This window comes from Listeria sp. ILCC792 (genome assembly GCF_900186135.1).
GTDB classification, from domain to species: Bacteria; Bacillota; Bacilli; order Lactobacillales; family Listeriaceae; genus Listeria; species Listeria goaensis.
Window position 1 is genome coordinate 188,631 of record NZ_FYBO01000001.1, and the last position, 18,531, is coordinate 207,161.

The window sequence follows — 18,531 nt, forward strand, 5'->3', positions numbered from 1 at the left end:
TTGTTTTTCTTTCAGAATCCATGGTTTTGAAAGGAGGAGCGTTGTCTTATTCACCATGGAAAAACACAACTACCGAGAAGGGATGGGGAAAAATGCAAAAAAGAAAAAAGGGGACAAAAATAATTAGCATCATCTTATTAGCGATTCTTTTAGTAAGTGTTTTGTTTCCGAAAACTGGATCTGCAGCATATTTACAACTGGATGAAACTGGATATTATTATACTGGAACGAGTGTTTCAAATGGACATTACGCTAATAATGATGATATTTGGAATATGAAAATGGACGGGAAGGACGTCTTTTGTATTGACTCGGGCGCTCGTGCAGATTCATCTGATGGGTATTACGCAGAGGAATATTTCCATGCCGAGAAAGATCGTCTATCTAAAATAGCTTATTATGGTTTCACAAATACAAACCAAACGTATACGGATTTTGCGGTCACCCAATTGATGATTTGGGAATCATTTGGGGATAGTTTAGAGTGGACTTCAGTTCCAAATTACTGGGATAGAAAACATCAAATTAATTTGAAAATCCAAAAACATAACACACAACCTTCATGGCACAATCAGGAAATCACTTTAATTGAAGGCCAGGAATTGGTCCTTGATGATACGAATAATGTGACAGACTGGCTGAATCTTGTCAGTAATACAGCGAATATTTCTGTTCAAAAAGAGGGAACTAAGTTACGTCTTAAAGCAGAACGTAGTGCAGCTTCTACTGGGGCGCTAATATTTACGAAAGTTCCAGATAATGTGGTGGGTGCTTCAATTGTGTACCACAGAGCTAACTTTCAAAGCTTAACAGATTTCAAATTGCAAGACCGCGGGGAAGCGAAATTAAATGTGAGAGTTAAAAAACTTGGCGGTGTTCGGATTATGAAAATTGACCAAGAAACGAAAGCGCCACTTCCAGGCGCGACGATTCAGTTTAATTACGGGGATCAAGAGCGGAAAGTTGTGACGAATGCAAATGGAGTTGCAGAACTTCAAGGAATTCCTGAAGGGACGATTGTTACGGCTTCAGAATCTTTAGCGCCGAATGGTTATCATAATTTGAGAGCGCGTCATGAAATCACGGTTAAGCCGCTTGAGACGGTTGAAATCATTTTGGATAATGCCAAGCAAAAAGGTACTGTTTCCTTAGCTAAAACAGGTGAAGAATTTGGTACCGCGATGCCAAATCAATACTACAGCTTGCAAGGTGCAGTTTACGGGGTCTATACGAGTGAAAACGTTCGGGTTGCTGAACTTCAAACCAGTGAAACGGGTGTCGCTACATCACAAGCACTTCCACTTGGGAATTATTATCTTCAGGAGGAAGTTGCACCAGCTGGTTATTTATTAAATACTGCAAAAATTCCTTTTAAACTTGAATATGCAGGACAAGACGTAGCAATCACAAATGTGAATGCTGCTGCTTTTGATAAAGAACAAAGAGGCGAAGCTATTTTAATTAAGGAAGACTCGGAAACGGGAGCTAAGCCCCAAGGAATGGCGCAACTAGACGGTGCGGTTTATGAACTTTACCGGACAAGTGATGATGAATTAATCGATACGATTACAATTGAAGATGGTCGGGCAAGTGTAAGCAATTTGCTGCTTGATGATTATTATTGGCTTGAAAAAGAGGCGCCGCTTGGGTATCAGTTGGACGTGGAAAAGCATCATTTTAAGCTGGAGTATGATGTTCTTTCTGAATTTGCTACAACAACGGTTACAGTAAAAGAAAACGTTATTAAAGAGCAAATTAAAGTGATTAAAATAGATGCGGATACGAAGCAACCGATTAAGAGAAATCCTGCAAAATTCAAATTGAAGGATTTAACGACCAAATTATATGTTCCGGTAGATGGCAAAGAAGAGTTTTCAACTGACAAAAATGGTGAGGTTACAACAGCGCCAGTTCCGTTCGGGGAATATGAGCTTATTGAAACGGATGCACCTGATGGTTACTCGCTATGCCGGGCAACAGAGAAAATTACGATGGACGGCAGCCATAACGGCGAAATTGTTGTGAAAATAACGAACAGTGAAAAAGAGAAAATTACAACACTGACTTCAACAGATGACGCATCAAAAGATTTTCTATCAAACCGTTATAAAATGAAAGAGATGCCACAGCTCGGTGACGAAATGGATAAAATGGCTTTATTTATCGGATTAGTTCTATTAATGGCTGGGCTTACATTGTTTTGGAGCAGCAAAAGAAGAAAAAATTCAAAAGAGTAAAGCCGAATTCTTTTGAAAAAAAGCTGTTGCGAAATCATCCTTTTTGATCGCGCAGCAGCTTTTAATACTATAAGAAATAAAATTGTATGCATAAAATGAACAATTTATAATGAGATTAAGGGGGAATCATAGAAAAAGGTGGGATAATGAATGCGAATCGCAATTGTAGATGATTCAAAGATGGATGCTACTAAATTAGAAGAAGAATTGCTATGCTACTTCAGAAAAAATGAGATGAAAAAGGTGGAAATTGATATTTTTGAAGATGATGAAACTTTTTTAACGTATGTGCTAACGAATGAATTTCACTACAAAATCATTTTCTTAAATATTGGAAAAAAACCTTTAGATGGAATAAAAACAGCAAAGAAACTCCGTTTTATCGAGAAAGATGCTCTAATTATTTATGTGACCAACGCCGATTTATATGAAATCGACACATTTTCAGTTCAGCCATTTCGCTACATCATCAAACCAGTTACTGAAAAAGTGGTTACACTTCATTTAGATGCTGCTATAGCAGAAATTATGAGTCAAGTTGACTATGTTTTTTTGAAAAAAGGACATGAACGTCATCAGTTTAAAAATAAAGATATTTTGGTAATTCAATCTTTTGGGAGAAAATTGAATATTTTAACAACGGAATTGGAAGAGTATAATTTTTATGGTCGGCTAAAGAACGTTGAAAGAAATTTAAACCCATATTTGTTTGTGAGAATTAATAATTCCGTTATTATCAATCTTTCCTATGTGAGAAAAATAACGGCAGATGATATATTTTTATATACCAACGATCAATTTCATATAAGTCGGGCAAAGAAAAAATATGTCATTGAAAAATACCAGCAGTTTATTGGTAAAAAAATGGGGATTGTTTATGAATAAGCACATTTGAATTTTTAAGATTTAGCATAAAAAATATTCTGTGCCTTTCGTAATCTGTGGGATTCCAATTTGAAAATGTCAAAATTGGTTGCCGGTTATGACATAATAGTAGCCTATTTATAGCAAGCGCATGTTTCAAGTAATTTCTTTTCTTATGCTGATAGTAAAAAGCAAAGAAAAGGGGATGAACGACTTATGTTAAATCAGAAACATCGTGTGCATAAGCAACACACTTTTGATGCTTATTGTAAAAAAGTTTTAAAAAATGAGGTACGGAATATTTATAAGGAGCTGGAACGGAAGCGTCAAAGGGAAACTTCACTTTCGCTAGTTTCACCAAGTGAGCTGTTTAAACTTGGCTTTATAAAAAAAGATGAACTGTTTATGAGCGATAAACTCATAGTTGTGCAAGAATGTGAAGTTATCATTAAAAATGAAGTCATTAGAAATGGTATTTTAGAACTGCCTGAAACATTCCGACAAGTGGTTATTTACTATTACTTTTTAGGAATGTCTGACTATGAAATAGCGGAGAAACTTGGCATGGTTAGGCGAACAGTTTCTAGATGGCGCAATCAGGCGCTAAGTTTGTTACAGCTTTATTTTGAAGGAAGATGCTTATGAAAAAGCTGCTGCACTACGAAATTATTTGTGAGGCGACTTTAGGTGATGCTTTAGCCATTCAAAAAGTTTTACATCGCTATATGCCATATATTAATACGCTTGCTACGCGGAATGTTGTCGATGAGTACGGTAATTCCTTTTTTCAAATTGATGAGGAAATACGGAAACGTCTGGAAAACAAATTGACAGAAACAATCCTCTTATTTGAAGTATAGTAAAAAACCGGTTATCCGCGAGGATAACCGGTTTACTTCGTTATTTAAAATCTGTTAAACCTTTTCCGCTTAAAATTTTTGGAATGTATTTTTCAATGCGGGCTATTTTAGTTTTGGATTGTTTTGGCTCTGCAAAATGGCGGATATAACCACGTTGTCTGCCAGGCGTGAGTGCGAAAAATGCTTCATGTAGTTCTGGATTTTCATTGAGTTTTTCTTGGAATTCTGGCGGGATAGGAATATCTTGTTTTTCTTGTTTAGGAACTTGTAACCCTGCTTTTTCCACCTCAATGGCTTGATTAACGTAAGCTTTGATGGAGTCTTCAAGTTTTTCGACTTCTTCTAGGGAAGTGAAGCGAATTTGACGCCCAACAACCGTATTTTCTCCAGTTTTTTTAAGAATATCATCGGGATCTTGTAATAAAGCACCTTTAAAAAAGAGGAGAGCCATATAGGCTTTAAAACCTTGAATGATAACGATATTTTTATCATCAAATGTGTAGCAAGGTTTGCCCCATTTTAATTCTTCTGTTAAGTCGCACGTTAAAAGAATGGAGCGTAGTTTTTCAGATTCAGCATACCACTGCTTTACATTACTTAAATACTCATCAATTCTCGGGTTCATTTTGCTTTCGGTCACGAAAAGCACCTCGTTTCTTCAATATCATGTTGTTTCTTTAGCCAAAAGTTGGAAAAATAAAACATTACCCGAAAATTATAGCATAAAACGAGGAATTTGTATGTCAGTAATGATTTGGCAAAAACCTTGTCGTAGTAGAAAAGAGAGATTTAAATTCACTAAAATCACCTGCGACAGGAATGCTTGCTATCCATAAAATGGAGAAAATAAGTACGACAACCAGTAGAAATTTGCAAGAAAATAAAAGAATTTTCATGAGCTGCCTCCTCAAATAAAATGATTAATTAACGTTCTTTAAAATTCCGATAATATGGTGTATCTTCGCTAAAAGCTTTAAAATGATAACCTTGTTGTTTCAATTCTTTAATAATAGACGGAAGTGCGTTCAGCGTGCTTTTTCTTTCATGGAACAAAATGATAAGGGGGTTACCAGAATCTTCTAAGTTTTTCACCTGTGCTAAAACTGATTTTATGACTTGATTTGTATCATCTTTATAGCGCCAATCATTGCTATCGATATTCCAGTCAAGTAGATGAAACCCTTCACCTTTTGCTTTCGCATATTCAGCATCTGTTAAGTAAGTACTCCCGTAAGGGGCTCGAATGAGCTTGGTCGAAATCCCTGAAAGTTCTTGCAGTTGTAGTTGCATTTTCTTCATTTCTTCGAGGAAAGTTGGATTATTCTTGCGGTAAAGTAATTTGGCATCGTGGGTGTAACTATGTAGGCCAACTTTGAAAGGAGAGCTTTTTAAACGCTGGAATGTTTTTTTATCGGCTTGATGTAAATTATTGCCGACAAAAAAGAAAGTCGCTGGCGTTTTTTCGGCTGTCAGAAAATCCATGAATTGATTTAAAAAAGGGGTAGGCCCGTCGTCGAATGTAAGGAAGACTGTTTTACTGTCTATTTTTTCCACAGGAGGAGCTTTTGGTTTTTCTTTTTTGATTTTATCTGGCTTTTCTTGTGTACGCTTGGTTGAAACAGTGGAATGTTCATTTGCTTGACTTGTGAAATAGCTTGGTACTCTCCAAAGTAAAAGCAATAGGATAATACAAAGTGGGACGAAGAGAGTCAGAAACAGTGTTCCGACTCGCTTTTTCTGCGTCCTTTTCTTACGCATTTAAAAAACTCCTTTAGTAAATATAATTTGTATTTGTTAGCTCAGCTTGAATGGCCTCAGTTGGGATGACAAATGATATCGGACCCATGTAGCCAGGGGCAACATCATATTCATCAAAAGTGATAACGAGTTTGCGATTTTGATCAATATAAAAATGATTTTCAAAGTATTCTTTTGTTAGAATAGGTTCCAGTTCATTTTCATCCCAATAAATTTTATCCGAATCATCTGCTGACATTTCCGCCTTCATTTGTGCTTTAATATACTCTTGTAAAATCACGGTATAATCATCATCTTTAAATAAATCGTCTAAGCGCACCAGTTTCTGCTTCTCTTTATCAAGTGTGATATATTCATTTTGAACATAACTACTCGCCATGGTCTTTTCCACTGTGAAGCGAACTACAAGAAGCTGCTTGGTGTTAACAAGTGTGTCATAATAACTTGTAACACTATAGTGCTCACCTTTTTTTGAAACATATTCTTTGTATTCTTGGTATAGCTCTTCGCTCGTTTGGATATAAGCATTATTGATTTGTTTCGCAAAGGCATCATTTGAAAGTCCCTTTATTTCAGGCGTTTCAATTGAGGCTTCGTTTTTTTCAGTCTTATCCTTAAACTGACTACCTGTTACGACGGCAATAACTTGATTTAAGATGGGCACGTTCCGCATTGCATTTGCAACTGTTGAATTCGTCATCACTACAACGAAAAACATCAAGCAAACTACTACGGCACTACATGCGCTCCAAGCTAGAAAGTGCTTTTTTTTCTTTGGCTGAGTTTGTAGAGCATGATTGACACGTTCATTTAATTCACTTGGGATGGGAATGTTTTTATAGGCTCTTCTTAGTTTCTGAAAGTTCTTATTTGTCATCGAATAAATCCTCCTTGCGAATATCCATGCGAAGTAATTGTAGGGCTTTATAAAGCCTTGTTTTAGTTGTACTGCTGGTTTTGCCGATAATTTCGGCTATTTCGTCAATCCGCAAATCTTCAAAGTAACGCAAGACGATGATAGTTTTATATTTGATAGGCAGTCGTTCAAGCGCTTCTTTTAAATCGATATCTTCATAGCAATCCACGTGTTGCTGGCTAATTAATTCTAAAGTTTCTCCGTCGACCAGCTTTAATTTTTTATTTTTACGTAAAAAATCTATCGCCGTTCGAATGACAATTTTATAAAACCAGCTTTTTAGCGCTTCTGGTTTTTGAATAGAGTTTAAATTTAGCAGCGCTTTTTGAATGGCATCTTGGATGATATCCAGTGCATCCGCTTCATTTTTAACATAACTATATGCCAAACGATAAAAGTCAGCTTGGTAGACGGTTATGCATTCAACAAAATGATGGCGTATTTCTTCTTTCATCGAACAGGGGCCCCCTCAATATGCATATACCTAATAGACGATACAGCATAGCAAAAAGTTTGTTTTTTTACAAAAAATTTTTTTCAGTGCTAGCTTAACAGATTTTCACTGTTTTTCATACATGATTATGTTATAATCGCCTTGAAGAGGCAATAGTTTGTCTAATCACATAGTTAGACAAGGATGGCGAGTCGTCATCTGAACACAAGAATTCGAGCATTAGCCATAAAATGCTACAATGTACAACTGCACATTAAAATGTGCTGGCCTGTCGGCAAGTACATCTCCGCATTTTACGGATCGATTTTTAGTATTGCCTCTTTTATTTTGGACAAAAAGGTGTGAGCGTTATGCAAAATCAAGATGTGTTTGGCTATGCCACGAACGCACAAATCAATGATTTCCTGTATTCGCTACAATTATTTGGCGCGTCTGATTGGTCAAAAGAAAAACAAATTGGGGCGTTGTACGCGATTTCTAACCATATTGAAGATCATTACACGCTTTTTCAGGTGCCGAAGCGGAACGGAAGTGAGCGGACGATTTGTGCGCCTAGCCCGCTACTTAAAACGGTGCAAAAGCGCATTTTATTTGCTGTTTTATCCGAGCGACCGGTTTCCGAATTTGCCACTGCTTATAAAACGGGTGTTAGTATTTTAGATAATGCGGCGGGGCATGTAGGTCAAAAATACGTGTTAAAATTAGATATTGAAAACTTTTTTGGAAGTATTTTATTTCAAGATGTGATGAATTTTGCTTTTCCAAGAGCGCTATTTCCTAAGAGTGTAAGCGCACTATTTGCGAGTTTATGTTGCTATCATGACTGTTTACCACAAGGTGCCCCGACTTCTGCGTGTATTTCGAATATTGTATTAAAGCCATTTGATGACTATATTGGGCGAGTTGCAAAAGAAATGGGTGCAGTATATACGCGTTATTCAGATGATATGACTTTTTCTGGTGATTTTGATACGAAAAAAATGTATTACAAGGCAAAATTGTTTTTGGAAGCTATGAATTTCACGGTAAATGAAGCGAAAACACAAATTTTGACTAAAAAATCCCAGCAAAAAGTGACAGGTTTAGTCGTCAATGAAAAAGTGCAAGTTCCTAAAAACTACCGGAAAACAGTGCGCCAGGAGGCTTATTTTGCGACCAAGTATGGGCTGACAAGTCACCTTGCGTATCGCCAAAATATACAAGCGGCTGAGGTTACACAAAACGCAGCTTTCCGCTATAAACTTTCACTTCTTGGGAAAATCAACTATATTTTATTAGCGAATCCTGAGGATCAGGAATTCAAGAAATGGCAAAATGAAATTAAAAGCTTGTGACCTTTCGCGTCATGAGCTTTTTTTGACGAAATGAAAGGTAGGAAATATAATGGAGAAGGAGTGAAAAAGGTGGGGTGGAGATGGAAAATGGTGAAAACCAATTTATTATTCAAACGGCTCTTTTGACAGGGAAAATTTTGCTTGAAAACGGAGCAGAAACTTCTCGCGTGGAAGATACGATGGAGCGGATTATTCGGAAAAGTATGGGAGAAGTGGCTGCTAAAAGCTATTATACATATGTTACGCTTTCGGGCGTTTTTGTGAAAACCAATTTACTTGAAAGTAGTTTCTTGCGAATTGATACGCGCGGTTACAATTTAGAAAAGGTCGTTTCGGTCAATCAAATTTCCCGCGACTATGCGAACAATCAAATTTCGCTTTCGGAAATGTACGAGCAATTAAGACAGCTCGATTTAGATTACTCCAATGATGCCATGTGGAAACAGCTCCTTTTTACGGGGCTTTTAAGTGGTTCAATTGTTCTTATTTTTGGCGGCAATTGGACAGACTTACCAAGCAGCATCATTTCGGGCGTGCTTGCCTATTTTATTTTTCAAAAGCTAACGAATTTGGCGGACTATCCATTTATTTTTGAGTTTGTTTCGACTTTTATCGGCGGATTAGTCGGCTATATGATTCATCATGTTATTGGCACGAATATTAATTTGACGATGATTGGGACGGTTGTGCCGCTTGTACCGGGAATCGGAATTACGAATGCCATTCGCGATTTGATGGCGCGCCATTATATTTCGGGCATCATTCGGTTATTTGAAAGTTTGTTTGTTGCGGCTGCACTTGGCTGTGGTGTGGCACTTGTAATTTTAATCGTATCGTGAAAGGGGCATTAAAATGGCGTTTACAATCATCTATCAGTTTGTTTTTAGTTTTATCGCATCGTGTTCATTCGGCTTTTTATGCCGTATTCCGAAACAGACGATTATCGCTGGGGGCATTGTTGGTGGAGCGGGGTGGCTCGGCTATTTTTTACTTAGCGCAAATGGATTTGGCGTTTTTATCACAAGCTTCTTTTGTTCGCTTATTTTGAGCACATTAAGCTTTGCATATAGCTACATTCGGAAGTATCCGTCGACAGTTTACTTCATTCCGGGCCTTGTGCCGGTCGTGCCGGGAATCACGTTTTACGAAGTTTTTAAAGAGCTGTTTACGGGGGAAACGGCATCCGCCGCCGCTACATTTTTCGACGTTATCAGTTCAGCGGTGGCGCTTGCATGTGGGATTACGATTGGAAATATTTTGTTCTTTCTTATTTTGAAACCAGTCATCAATAAAACTACCAAAAAATCAGACTGATGATAAACAGTCTGATTTTTTGTCCGTTTGGACTATTTTGTTAGGGCAACGAAGCGAATTTCTTTTCCAGTTACATCAAGGAAAGGAAGTTTGACGCGTGTATCTAAGCAGAAGGCATTGTAGAAGAACGGTTGTAGTGTAGTTTCTGTGCTGTCGATAGTATCTACAAAGGCTTTAATTTCTGCATATAAAATTTCAATATTTTTTAGTTTACCAATTTTTGAATCAATGCGGTTTTCGCTCACATTAACGTTTGAGTTTTGAATTTTTTCGTCAAACTCACCATTAATTGCGGCGCGAGTTTTTTCAACACGTGTGTATCTTTGATCGTCCCAATCGATTTCAATGATATGGCAGTCTTCAAGGTGAATAAAATCACCAACCCAAAGTTTACCCTCTATTTCGACAACCATTTTGGTTTCTGAAAAGATTTCCTTGTTGCAATATTTTTTGAGTAAATAATCGTACATTTGCATGTGTGCTAGACTTTGGCACATGTGAATCATCTCCTTATAGTGCTAGAATACCATAATGTGAAATTTTGAACAATCATTTTTTTAGAAATCCGCCTAAAGCACTGTTTATTTTTTTACTTTCTATGCGAAAGACCTAGAAAAAGTCAAAAAGATACATGTTATAATGAAAGCGGAGGTGGCGGTATGTATAAAGAAATGAAACTGAAAACACATGACAATTCGGCTTTGCATCTATACGTGTGGGATGAGGTGGAAAATCCGATTGGTATCGTACAAATTGTGCACGGGATGTCTGAACACGGGGCTAGGTACAATTTATTTGCGGAAACTTTGAACAAAGCGGGGTATATCGCTTTGGCCGATGATCATAGGGGATTCGGCAAAACAGCTTTAAACAAAAGTGAACTTGGGCATATCGAACCGAGCGATAGCGTGCGGAAAATGGTGTTAGATGAGCGGGCTGTGCAACTTTATGCGCAGGAAAACTATCCGAATTTGCCTTATTTCGTTTTTGCGCACAGCATGGGGAGCTTTATTATTCGGCTGTTTATGGCGGAATTCAAGGCTGATGGCGTCATTCTTTGCGGTAGTGGTATGCAGCCGCCGCTACTTTTAACAGCAGCAAAATGGATTTCGAGCAAGCGAATTAAAAAGAATGCTGCTAGGCGCAGCGAGATTTTAAATAAATTGGCATTTTGGGGATACAACCGTACATACCACGAGCCGTCGAATTTCAGTTGGCTAACGCGCGACCGCCACATACAAGCTGCCTATGAAAAGGATCCGTTCGGCGGGCCAATCGTTGGAACATCTGGTTTCTTCCACACACTTTTCACCGTGATTGCCGAGTCGCAGGCAGAAACGACTTTTGAGCGCGTTCCAGAAGACTTGCCGCTGCTGTTTTTATCGGGAACAGCCGACCCAGTTGGTCACTACGGCAAAGACATTCCAAAACTCGCCGTCACTTTGGCTGAAAACGGCGTGTCTGATGTGACATACAAGCTATATGAAGGCGCCCGCCACGAATTGATTAACGAAACATGCAAGGAAACTGTGTTTGCTGATATTATTCGCTGGATAAAAAGGAAGACCTCAAGTTGAGGTCTTCCTTTTTATCTAATTTGGCCTTCGCCGAAAATGATGTATTTGGTAGATGTAAGTTCGTGTAAGCCCATTGGTCCTCTGGCGTGTAATTTTTGTGTGCTAATGCCAATTTCAGCGCCGAAGCCAAACTCAAAGCCGTCAGTGAAGCGCGTTGACGCATTAATATAGACGGCAGCTGCGTCCACTTCATTTTGGAATTTTAATCCAGTGAAGTAGTTGTTTGTCACAATTGCTTCTGAATGCCCTGTACCGTAGCGGTTGATATGTGCGATGGCTTCGTCTTCACTCGCAACCACTTTGATCGCTAAAATGAAATCCAAAAATTCAGTTGCGAAATCTTCTTCAGTTGCAGGGACACTGTTTGTTAAAAAGGAGCGCGCTTTGTCGTCTGCTCGAAGTTCAACGTGGAACGGCGCAAGCGCTTTTTCGATAACTGGAAGTAACTCGCTTGCGACCGTCTCATGAATGAGCAGCGTTTCACAGGCGTTACAAACGGAAGGGCGCGACGTTTTAGCGTTCACTAAAATCCGTGTGGCCATTTCAAAATCGGCATCTTGATCGATGTAGACGTGACAATTTCCCGTTCCCGTTTCAATGACCGGAACAGTGGCCGTGTCAAGCACGGTTTGAATAAGCCGCGCACCACCACGCGGAATAAGCACATCTAAATACGTATTCAGGCGCATTAAATCGCGAGCTGTTTCTCGTGACGTATCTTCCACAAGTTGAATCGACGTTTTCGGAAAACCCGCAAGCTCTATCGCTTGCTGCAAGACGGCGACGAGCGCAGTATTCGAATGAATGGCCTCGCTTCCGCCGCGCAAAATGACAGCATTACCTGTTTTAAAGCAAAGGGCAGCAGCATCCGCCGTTACATTTGGTCTTGATTCATAAATAATCCCAATGACGCCAAGGGGAACTCGCTTTTTCCCAATAGTAAGACCTGCCTCATTTTGAAACATATTGTCAACTTGACCGATTGGGTCCGGTAACTCGGCGACCTGCATGATGCCGTTTGCCATATCGTGAATCCGCTCTTCTGTGAGGCGTAAACGATCAAGCATCGTGTCCGCTATTCCATTTTGTTTGGCGTTTGCAAGATCTTTTTCGTTGGCAGAAAGAATGGTTTCGTAATGCGCGATTAGTCCGTTTTTCATTTCAGCAAGCGCCGCATTTTTTTGTTTCGTGCTAGCCAAAGCTAAAAAGCGACTTGCTTCTTTTGCAAGTTTTCCTTTCACTTCTAATTCACCCATTTAAGATATCCTCCTTTTTATGTGCGAAAAGTGTTCCAACTTGTTCACCAGAAATAATCGAATAAATGACTTCAGGGTTATTCCCGTTTGTAAGCACCATTTTTTGATTATTTTGCAAGCAGAGGGCAGCCGCAGTGAGTTTTGTGAGCATACCACCAGTGCCAAATTCAGAGCCTTTTCCGCCAGCTAACTTAACTATATCAGCCGTGATTTCATGAACTTCGTGAAACATCATTGCATTAGGATTTGTAAGTGGATTTGTATTATAAAAGCCATCAATATCAGAAAGCATAATCAGCAGTTCTGCTTGAATAAGTTCAGCAACAACAGCTGATAAGCGGTCATTATCACCGAATTTCGTAATATGTTCGATTTCTTCAACCGCGACCGTATCATTTTCATTTACAATGGGAATCGTTCCTTGAGAAATGAGCATCTCAAAAGTGTTGATCACATTTTCTCGACTAATCGGGTAATCTGTCACATCGCGCGTTAGTAAAACTTGTCCAACAGTATAGCCATACTCGCCGAAAAGCTTGCTATAAATGTGCATCAATTCGCTTTGCCCAACAGCCGCAATTGCTTGTTGCTCAGGAATCGTTTTCGGACGCTCTAAAAGTTGCAACTTCCGGCAGCCGACACCAATCGCACCAGAAGACACAAGGACAACCTCTTTGCCTTCATTACGAAGCTCAGACAAAACGCGAGCCAGTTTTTCAATTGTTCGCAAATTAATATTGCCGTTTTCGTACATAAGTGTACTCGTTCCAACTTTCACTACAATTCGTTTACACTGTTTTAAAGATTCGCGCATTTTTCTTACCCCTTCTGAAATAGAATACTTCTATTTTACTATAAAATGAAGTTTTTACCAGCTATTTTTCGCAAAAAAAAGCTAGCCTCCAATTTAAAGGCTAGCTTTTACTTATTAAGCAGAACGTGTCGTCTTTGCTGCTTTTCCGAGCCGAGAAACTTGTCTTAGTCCCGTACTCATTAGTGTTAAGATAACAATCCAAGCTACGATAATTAGCACAATTTGTTTAAATGCGATTTGCGGTAGCGGGTTGAGCGGGCAATCCCACAAGAAGTGGAGGACAATTGGAATAATGAACAGTTTCCAAAACTGACCAGTAAACAAGTGCTGCATTTCCAAGTTTTCGCTTCCTTTTTTAGCGAGAACAACAGCCGCACCAGTAATCGCAGCCCAAGCCACGTGCCCACCAATCGACTGCCAACCACGCGAGAAAATAATTTCAAGCATCGTGTCACTTGCGAAAGTAACGTTTTTGGTTAAAGCAAATGCTTCAAGGCTATAATTGAACGCATACCCTAGCGATTCAAATGCTGCAAATCCAGCCCCAACAGCCGCACCAATTAAAAGACCATTTAATACATATTTAGAACGAAGTGATTTAATGAAGAGGGCAACGATAACCATTTTCCCAGTTTCTTCAATAATCCCAACAAGTAAAGCATTAAAATAATTTAGTTTTCCAACCGGAATAATACTATATAAAATTAAAGTCGCAACAAGTGCCGCAACACCCCCGATGAAAAACATCTTCACAACATCAAAAATACTAATATTTCGCGGCGCATTTGTTTCAAAGAAGAAAACAAGTGCCGAAAACGGTACCGTGAACGAACCAATTACCATTAACCCAGGAATCGTGTTAGCATTACCAAAAATATATGTACATGCAAGAAGCAATCCATAAGTGATAGCAAGAATAATAAATACACGAGAATACACCCAAGGTCTCGGCCAAGAAGCCGAAATCATATTTTCAGAAGGCGTTGTACTTTCGGTTCCTACAATAAAAATTTTGTTGGCTTCACCTTTCTTATGCTTTTTAAAAACATCTCGAAACAAATCGCCAACATTCAGATTCGCATGCTCCTCTTCACCTGTCAAATGGTCGATACTACTTAAAACCCCGTGTTTATGCTGCGTTAAATGAGATTTAAGAGAAGACTCCTGTAAAGGCTGCCAGTCGCTTCCTCCCTCTTTCTGAACTTCAGTCAACTCATTTATTTGCTTTTTTCGGAACAGTGTTTCCAGTTCGGCTTCAGTATAGGGCCCTTTTTTCTGCCCATCTTTATTTACATACCAGCGTTCCATAAATTCTCCCCCTCGTTTGTTAGTCATAAAGTACATTCCACCAATCTTTAAAGATTAAACCAAAAATAAAAAACACCTTCAGTTGAAAGTGTTTTTTATTTGGCGAACTTTTAAATTTTATTTAATTTTTCTGCTTGTTTAAGAGCAAATTGTAAACTTTCAACCAAATAATCTTTAGCCGATTCGGAAAGTTCTTTTTTTCCTAAAAATAAATCATCTTCAAATTCCATCTTTTCGCAAACTGCTTCAACATAAATAGTAATATCTGGTGAAGTTTTTGTATGTAGCTTTTCATAAGAAGGGAGATCATTTTCGCCAAGCAAGTAATCCACACTAACCCCGTATAGTTTTGCAATTTTAGCAATCATTTCTAAATCAGGCTGGCGCAGACCATATTCCCAGTTTCCGTAAGTGGAAGGGGCCTTTAAACCAATTCGCTTTGCCGTTTCAACTTTTGACCAACCTTTTTTTTCGCGTAAAAATTTAAGCCTTTCGCTTAAATTCGCCATGTTCATCACTCCTCATCGGTGATTCGATTTATTAATTCAGCGTTATCCAAAATAAATTGAATATTTTTCCTAAGAAATTCAGCGATATGAGGTTTTAGCGGTTCATCTCCAAAAGCCAACTCATTCGCATCTAGCAATTGCTCTGAAATGTGCTCAAGCTCCAGTTTAATATTTTTATTTGGGCTTTGCTTTTTGCTTTCAGATACATCATCTTCACCAATCAAATAATCTACCGTGACATCATAAAGTGTTGCAATCTCAGCCACCGTTGATAAATCAGGTTCCCGTATCCCGTATTCCCAATTCCCGTATGTAGAAGGGGCATTTAAGCCAAGACGTTTTGCAGTCTCTCTTTTTGTCCAACCACGCTTTTCCCGTAAGTTTGTTAACTGTCGGCTTAATTTTGTCATGTTTTCATCTCCTTTACACATATTATACAATATTATACACAAATAAAGTATAAAACAACCCGAATCGAATTGCAAATAAATTGACATACACTTTAGGAGTTGCTAAAATGTTTTTATGAACTCATATTGTGTGAAAGGAGACTTGCTAAGATGGAACAGTTGAACACCAAAAATATCAATGTGAATAAAATTAGAGAGATTCGCCTTGGTAGAGGTATTACACAAGCGTTTATATCGCGGGAGATGGGCTATAAATATACAAGTGGCTATTCCAATGTTGAAAAAGGTTTGGTAAGATTATCTTATCAAAATGCGCTAATTCTAAGCGAAATTTTAAACTGTGACTTAACCGATTTCTGTGATTAAAAATTACGAAATCAGTTCGTTAGAAAAAGAATAAATTTACGCTAAACTAAATAATTTATACGCAATAAGGCTGCTGATTTTAAAACCAAAATGGCTGTTTGTCATCAGTCTGGAAAAGTAAACGTCTCTACTATTTAAAAGAGGCGTTTTTTATATGGTTGACAATGCGCTTAAAATCACATAGAATGAACCAATCTATTGACGGAACAGGAGTTGTAAGGATGAAGAAAAACAATGATTCGCTTCCAACGAGTATCCTTAAAATGATGCAGGAGCGAAATTATGAGTTATCACTCGAAGAACGAAGCGAAGCATTTCATTATCTTGAAACACAACATGCATTGAATCCGGCTGATTTTAAAATCACGCATGCTTTCATTCGCCTTTTAAACCAAGGTGCGGAATATAAAGCAGCAAAAGCAATTGGGCAAGAATTTTTAATGATGGTGGGGTACAACAAAGAGATTTTAAGCGAGCTGGCAAGTACATATCAAAATTTGGATGAAATGGATCAATATTTTATGCTCGTTCGGCAATATACAGAGGAAGAAAATCAAATTCAGCAAGAAGAGCAAATCGTGGATAACATCATACCGTTCCCTAAAAAGCTAGTTACTAGGAAGCCGCAAGCTAATTTTCTTTCTTTAGATAGCCAAGAACAACTTGTTTTTTTAAGTGAGCTTAATAAGTTTGATATTGACTTGTATAAGGGGGACTTCATTGCTATTTTAGCAGATAAAAAAGCGTCTCCTTTCGTACAATCAGTCATTTTTGAACTTTTACATGAATGCCAAATTGATGACACCGTTTTGGTTTGTAAACTAGGCGAGGAGGCTGTTTTCAATCCTCAGTCACTTGAAACAGATTCTTTTTTGGATGATATGGAGGCGGAGCTTTCATTTGTTTTGGAAAACGATAATCCAGTTTTATTTATGCAAATTTTTCAGATGGTGCAACATCATTATTTCATGCTCTATCCATTTTCTTTTAAACCTAAAAATGTATCTTTATGGGTGGAATGTTATATTCTTTGGGCAAATGAGCTTTACGGCGAGGAAAAAGTGAGGTTGTCGAGTGATTTATCTGCGGAAGTGGAAAAAGGGTTGAATTTTATCCGAAAATTAGAAGAGAGCGGACAAAATTATTTGTTTTAATTTGTTTTCAAATCGCATGTTTTTATGTTATTATGAGTGAGTATGGCTGAATCTTGTCATGAAATGAATTTTTAATTGAACTAAATAGATGATGGAGGGAATATGACCATGTCAGTAAAATGGGAAAAAAAAGAAGGTAACGTAGGTACGCTTTCTTTTGAAATTGATCAAGAACAAATTAAATCAGGTTTAGATAGAGCTTTCCAAAAAGTTCGCAAGACGCTAAACGTACCTGGATTCCGTAAAGGTAAAGTTTCACGTCAAATCTTTAACCAACGTTTTGGAGAAGAAGCGCTTTATCAAGATGCACTTGATATTCTCCTTCCAGAAGTTTATACAAAAGCTGTTGAAGAAGCTGGAATCGATCCTGTTGACACACCACAAGTGAACATCGAATCGATGGAAAAAGGCGAAAACTGGAAATTATCAGCTGAAGTTACTGTAAAACCAGAAGTTAAACTTGGGGATTACAAAGGCTTAGAAGTTGAAAAACGCGATTCCGAATTGACGGACGAAGAAGTTGCGGAAGAATTGAAGACTTTAACAGAACGTCAAGCTGATTTAGTTGTAAAAGAAGAAGAGCCAGCAGCAAATGGTGATACGGTTGTCATCGATTTTGAAGGCTTCCACAATGAAGAACCTTTTGAAGGTGGTCAAGCGGACAACTATTCACTAGAATTAGGTTCTGGTCAATTCATTCCAGGGTTTGAAGAGCAATTGGTTGGCGCAAAAGCTGGCGATGAAAAAGAATTAAGCGTGACTTTCCCAGAAGAATATCATGCTGAAAACTTAGCTGGACAACCTGTTGTGTTTAAAGTGAAAGTACACGAAGTGAAAACAAAAGAAGTGCCTGAACTTGACGATGAGTTAGCAAAAGATATTGATTCAGAAGTAGAAACAGTAGCTGAATTAACAGAAAAAGTTACAAAACGTCTAAAAGAAGCAAAAGAAGATGCAGCTGTTCAAGGAAAACAAGATGAAGTGATTGCAAAAGCAGTTGAAAATGCGGAAGTAGACATTCCGCATGCTATGGTTCATCATGAAGCAGATCACTTAATGAACCATTTTGCGCAAGACTTGCAAGCGCAAGGGCTTACTCCTGAATTGTACTACCAATTCACTGGTCAAACAGAAGAAGCGATGCATGCACAAATGGAAACAGATGCTGAAAAACGTGTGAAAATGAATCTCGTTTTAGAAGCAATTGCGGAAGCAGAAAACATTGAGCCTACTGAAGATGCTGTTGATGCAGAAGTAGCAACTCTTGCAGAGAAATACGGAATGGAAAAAGACGCTGTTCGTGCAGCACTTGGAGATTTGAGCGAACTTAAATCTGATCTTAAAATCCGTAAAGCCATTGATGTTTTAGTGGAAAGTGCTGTTGAAAAATAAGCAAACAG

The 18,531-nt window shown here is 38.3% G+C and carries 21 protein-coding genes; 11 read left to right on the forward strand and 10 right to left on the reverse strand.

Annotated features, from left to right (window positions below; translation table 11 throughout):
• The first annotated feature begins 92 nt into the window (after positions 1-92).
• The 4 genes from CFS60_RS00935 (at position 93) to CFS60_RS00950 (ending at position 3,961) form a co-directional block, all read left to right on the forward strand.
• Positions 93-2,237, forward strand: a complete 2,145-nt coding sequence (locus CFS60_RS00935) for a thioester domain-containing protein (RefSeq protein WP_159458288.1) — start codon at positions 93-95, stop codon at positions 2,235-2,237.
• A gap of 150 nt (positions 2,238-2,387) precedes the next feature.
• On the forward strand, positions 2,388-3,122 hold the full coding sequence (locus CFS60_RS00940; protein WP_088808722.1) for a LytTR family DNA-binding domain-containing protein: 735 nt from the start codon (positions 2,388-2,390) through the stop codon (positions 3,120-3,122).
• A gap of 195 nt (positions 3,123-3,317) precedes the next feature.
• Entirely contained in the window at positions 3,318-3,746 is a 429-nt protein-coding gene (locus CFS60_RS00945; RefSeq protein ID WP_088815173.1) for an RNA polymerase sigma factor, read from the forward strand.
• The gene (locus CFS60_RS00950) at positions 3,743-3,961 is read left to right on the forward strand and encodes a helix-turn-helix domain-containing protein (protein ID WP_244169914.1); all 219 of its coding nucleotides are present in this window, start codon (positions 3,743-3,745) and stop codon (positions 3,959-3,961) included. The genes CFS60_RS00945 and CFS60_RS00950 overlap by 4 nt, the downstream gene beginning before the upstream one ends.
• A gap of 40 nt (positions 3,962-4,001) precedes the next feature.
• Here CFS60_RS00950 and CFS60_RS00955 read toward each other — a convergent pair whose 3' ends face one another.
• The 4 genes from CFS60_RS00955 to CFS60_RS00970 form a co-directional block, all read right to left on the reverse strand.
• Entirely contained in the window at positions 4,002-4,601 is a 600-nt protein-coding gene (locus tag CFS60_RS00955; RefSeq protein ID WP_088808725.1) for a YdeI family protein, read from the reverse strand.
• 284 nt (positions 4,602-4,885) lie between these two features.
• Entirely contained in the window at positions 4,886-5,719 is an 834-nt protein-coding gene (locus tag CFS60_RS00960) for a polysaccharide deacetylase family protein (RefSeq protein ID WP_088815175.1), read from the reverse strand.
• 13 nt (positions 5,720-5,732) lie between these two features.
• Positions 5,733-6,596, reverse strand: a complete 864-nt coding sequence (locus CFS60_RS00965) for a DUF3298 and DUF4163 domain-containing protein (RefSeq protein ID WP_088808727.1) — start codon at positions 6,594-6,596, stop codon at positions 5,733-5,735.
• Positions 6,586-7,089 (reverse strand): RNA polymerase sigma factor, encoded by a 504-nt coding sequence (locus CFS60_RS00970; RefSeq protein ID WP_088808728.1) that lies wholly within the window; start codon positions 7,087-7,089, stop codon positions 6,586-6,588. Before CFS60_RS00970 ends, CFS60_RS00965 begins: the two co-directional genes overlap by 11 nt.
• 350 nt (positions 7,090-7,439) lie before the next feature.
• Between CFS60_RS00970 and CFS60_RS00975 the strand changes: the two genes are divergently transcribed.
• The 3 genes from CFS60_RS00975 (at position 7,440) to CFS60_RS00985 (ending at position 9,737) form a co-directional block, all read left to right on the forward strand.
• Positions 7,440-8,423, forward strand: a complete 984-nt coding sequence (locus tag CFS60_RS00975; protein ID WP_088838711.1) for a reverse transcriptase family protein — start codon at positions 7,440-7,442, stop codon at positions 8,421-8,423.
• An 80-nt stretch (positions 8,424-8,503) separates the two neighbouring features.
• On the forward strand, positions 8,504-9,262 hold the full coding sequence (locus CFS60_RS00980) for a threonine/serine exporter family protein (protein ID WP_088815177.1): 759 nt from the start codon (positions 8,504-8,506) through the stop codon (positions 9,260-9,262).
• Positions 9,263-9,275: 13 nt separating this feature from the next.
• Positions 9,276-9,737 (forward strand): threonine/serine exporter family protein, encoded by a 462-nt coding sequence (locus CFS60_RS00985; RefSeq protein WP_088808731.1) that lies wholly within the window; start codon positions 9,276-9,278, stop codon positions 9,735-9,737.
• Positions 9,738-9,769: 32 nt separating this feature from the next.
• Here CFS60_RS00985 and CFS60_RS00990 read toward each other — a convergent pair whose 3' ends face one another.
• Positions 9,770-10,234 (reverse strand): hypothetical protein, encoded by a 465-nt coding sequence (locus CFS60_RS00990; protein WP_088808732.1) that lies wholly within the window; start codon positions 10,232-10,234, stop codon positions 9,770-9,772.
• Positions 10,235-10,396: 162 nt separating this feature from the next.
• Between CFS60_RS00990 and CFS60_RS00995 the strand changes: the two genes are divergently transcribed.
• Positions 10,397-11,314, forward strand: a complete 918-nt coding sequence (locus CFS60_RS00995) for an alpha/beta fold hydrolase (RefSeq protein ID WP_088825265.1) — start codon at positions 10,397-10,399, stop codon at positions 11,312-11,314.
• Between the two features lie 11 nt (positions 11,315-11,325).
• Here CFS60_RS00995 and CFS60_RS01000 read toward each other — a convergent pair whose 3' ends face one another.
• From CFS60_RS01000 to CFS60_RS01020, 5 genes are all read right to left on the reverse strand, one after another.
• Positions 11,326-12,570 carry a glutamate-5-semialdehyde dehydrogenase gene (locus CFS60_RS01000; RefSeq protein ID WP_088838712.1) on the reverse strand — a complete coding sequence of 415 codons (1,245 nt, stop codon included), beginning with the start codon at positions 12,568-12,570 and terminating at the stop codon, positions 11,326-11,328.
• Positions 12,563-13,384, reverse strand: a complete 822-nt coding sequence (proB, locus tag CFS60_RS01005; RefSeq protein WP_088808735.1) for a glutamate 5-kinase — start codon at positions 13,382-13,384, stop codon at positions 12,563-12,565. The genes CFS60_RS01000 and proB overlap by 8 nt, the downstream gene beginning before the upstream one ends.
• Before the next feature lie 114 nt (positions 13,385-13,498).
• Entirely contained in the window at positions 13,499-14,692 is a 1,194-nt protein-coding gene (locus CFS60_RS01010) for a PrsW family glutamic-type intramembrane protease (protein ID WP_088815180.1), read from the reverse strand.
• Positions 14,693-14,802: 110 nt separating this feature from the next.
• Positions 14,803-15,201: a helix-turn-helix domain-containing protein gene (locus CFS60_RS01015; protein WP_088808737.1), complete on the reverse strand. Its 399-nt coding sequence runs from the start codon at positions 15,199-15,201 to the stop codon at positions 14,803-14,805.
• Between the two features lie 5 nt (positions 15,202-15,206).
• Complete coding sequence (locus CFS60_RS01020; protein ID WP_088808738.1) at positions 15,207-15,611, reverse strand: helix-turn-helix domain-containing protein; 405 nt, start codon at positions 15,609-15,611, stop codon at positions 15,207-15,209.
• 150 nt (positions 15,612-15,761) lie between these two features.
• On the opposite strand from CFS60_RS01020, the gene CFS60_RS01025 reads away from it, so the two are divergent.
• From CFS60_RS01025 to tig, 3 genes are all read left to right on the forward strand, one after another.
• On the forward strand, positions 15,762-15,977 hold the full coding sequence (locus tag CFS60_RS01025; protein WP_088808739.1) for a helix-turn-helix transcriptional regulator: 216 nt from the start codon (positions 15,762-15,764) through the stop codon (positions 15,975-15,977).
• A 221-nt stretch (positions 15,978-16,198) separates the two neighbouring features.
• Positions 16,199-17,131, forward strand: a complete 933-nt coding sequence (locus CFS60_RS01030; RefSeq protein ID WP_088838713.1) for a hypothetical protein — start codon at positions 16,199-16,201, stop codon at positions 17,129-17,131.
• A gap of 108 nt (positions 17,132-17,239) precedes the next feature.
• On the forward strand, positions 17,240-18,523 hold the full coding sequence (gene tig / locus CFS60_RS01035; protein ID WP_088838714.1) for a trigger factor: 1,284 nt from the start codon (positions 17,240-17,242) through the stop codon (positions 18,521-18,523).
• Positions 18,524-18,531 lie beyond the last annotated feature (8 nt).

Excerpts from the sequence above, each read along its gene's own strand:
- CFS60_RS00975 (WP_088838711.1), top strand. The coding sequence starts at position 7,440 with ATGCAAAATCAAGATGTGTTTGGCTATGCCACGAACGCACAAATCAAT.
- CFS60_RS01020 (WP_088808738.1), bottom strand. The coding sequence starts at position 15,611 with ATGACAAAATTAAGCCGACAGTTAACAAACTTACGGGAAAAGCGTGGT.
- CFS60_RS01015 (WP_088808737.1), bottom strand. The coding sequence starts at position 15,201 with ATGGCGAATTTAAGCGAAAGGCTTAAATTTTTACGCGAAAAAAAAGGT.
- CFS60_RS00960 (WP_088815175.1), bottom strand. The coding sequence starts at position 5,719 with ATGCGTAAGAAAAGGACGCAGAAAAAGCGAGTCGGAACACTGTTTCTG.
- CFS60_RS01010 (WP_088815180.1), bottom strand. The coding sequence starts at position 14,692 with ATGGAACGCTGGTATGTAAATAAAGATGGGCAGAAAAAAGGGCCCTAT.
- CFS60_RS00950 (WP_244169914.1), top strand. The coding sequence starts at position 3,743 with ATGAAAAAGCTGCTGCACTACGAAATTATTTGTGAGGCGACTTTAGGT.
- CFS60_RS01025 (WP_088808739.1), top strand. The coding sequence starts at position 15,762 with ATGGAACAGTTGAACACCAAAAATATCAATGTGAATAAAATTAGAGAG.
- CFS60_RS00980 (WP_088815177.1), top strand. The coding sequence starts at position 8,504 with ATGGAAAATGGTGAAAACCAATTTATTATTCAAACGGCTCTTTTGACA.
- CFS60_RS00995 (WP_088825265.1), top strand. The coding sequence starts at position 10,397 with ATGTATAAAGAAATGAAACTGAAAACACATGACAATTCGGCTTTGCAT.
- CFS60_RS01000 (WP_088838712.1), bottom strand. The coding sequence starts at position 12,570 with ATGGGTGAATTAGAAGTGAAAGGAAAACTTGCAAAAGAAGCAAGTCGC.
- CFS60_RS00990 (WP_088808732.1), bottom strand. The coding sequence starts at position 10,234 with ATGTGCCAAAGTCTAGCACACATGCAAATGTACGATTATTTACTCAAA.
- CFS60_RS00945 (WP_088815173.1), top strand. The coding sequence starts at position 3,318 with ATGTTAAATCAGAAACATCGTGTGCATAAGCAACACACTTTTGATGCT.
- CFS60_RS00965 (WP_088808727.1), bottom strand. The coding sequence starts at position 6,596 with ATGACAAATAAGAACTTTCAGAAACTAAGAAGAGCCTATAAAAACATT.
- tig (WP_088838714.1), top strand. The coding sequence starts at position 17,240 with ATGTCAGTAAAATGGGAAAAAAAAGAAGGTAACGTAGGTACGCTTTCT.
- CFS60_RS00985 (WP_088808731.1), top strand. The coding sequence starts at position 9,276 with ATGGCGTTTACAATCATCTATCAGTTTGTTTTTAGTTTTATCGCATCG.
- CFS60_RS01030 (WP_088838713.1), top strand. The coding sequence starts at position 16,199 with ATGAAGAAAAACAATGATTCGCTTCCAACGAGTATCCTTAAAATGATG.
- CFS60_RS00940 (WP_088808722.1), top strand. The coding sequence starts at position 2,388 with ATGCGAATCGCAATTGTAGATGATTCAAAGATGGATGCTACTAAATTA.
- CFS60_RS00935 (WP_159458288.1), top strand. The coding sequence starts at position 93 with ATGCAAAAAAGAAAAAAGGGGACAAAAATAATTAGCATCATCTTATTA.
- CFS60_RS00970 (WP_088808728.1), bottom strand. The coding sequence starts at position 7,089 with ATGAAAGAAGAAATACGCCATCATTTTGTTGAATGCATAACCGTCTAC.
- proB (WP_088808735.1), bottom strand. The coding sequence starts at position 13,384 with ATGCGCGAATCTTTAAAACAGTGTAAACGAATTGTAGTGAAAGTTGGA.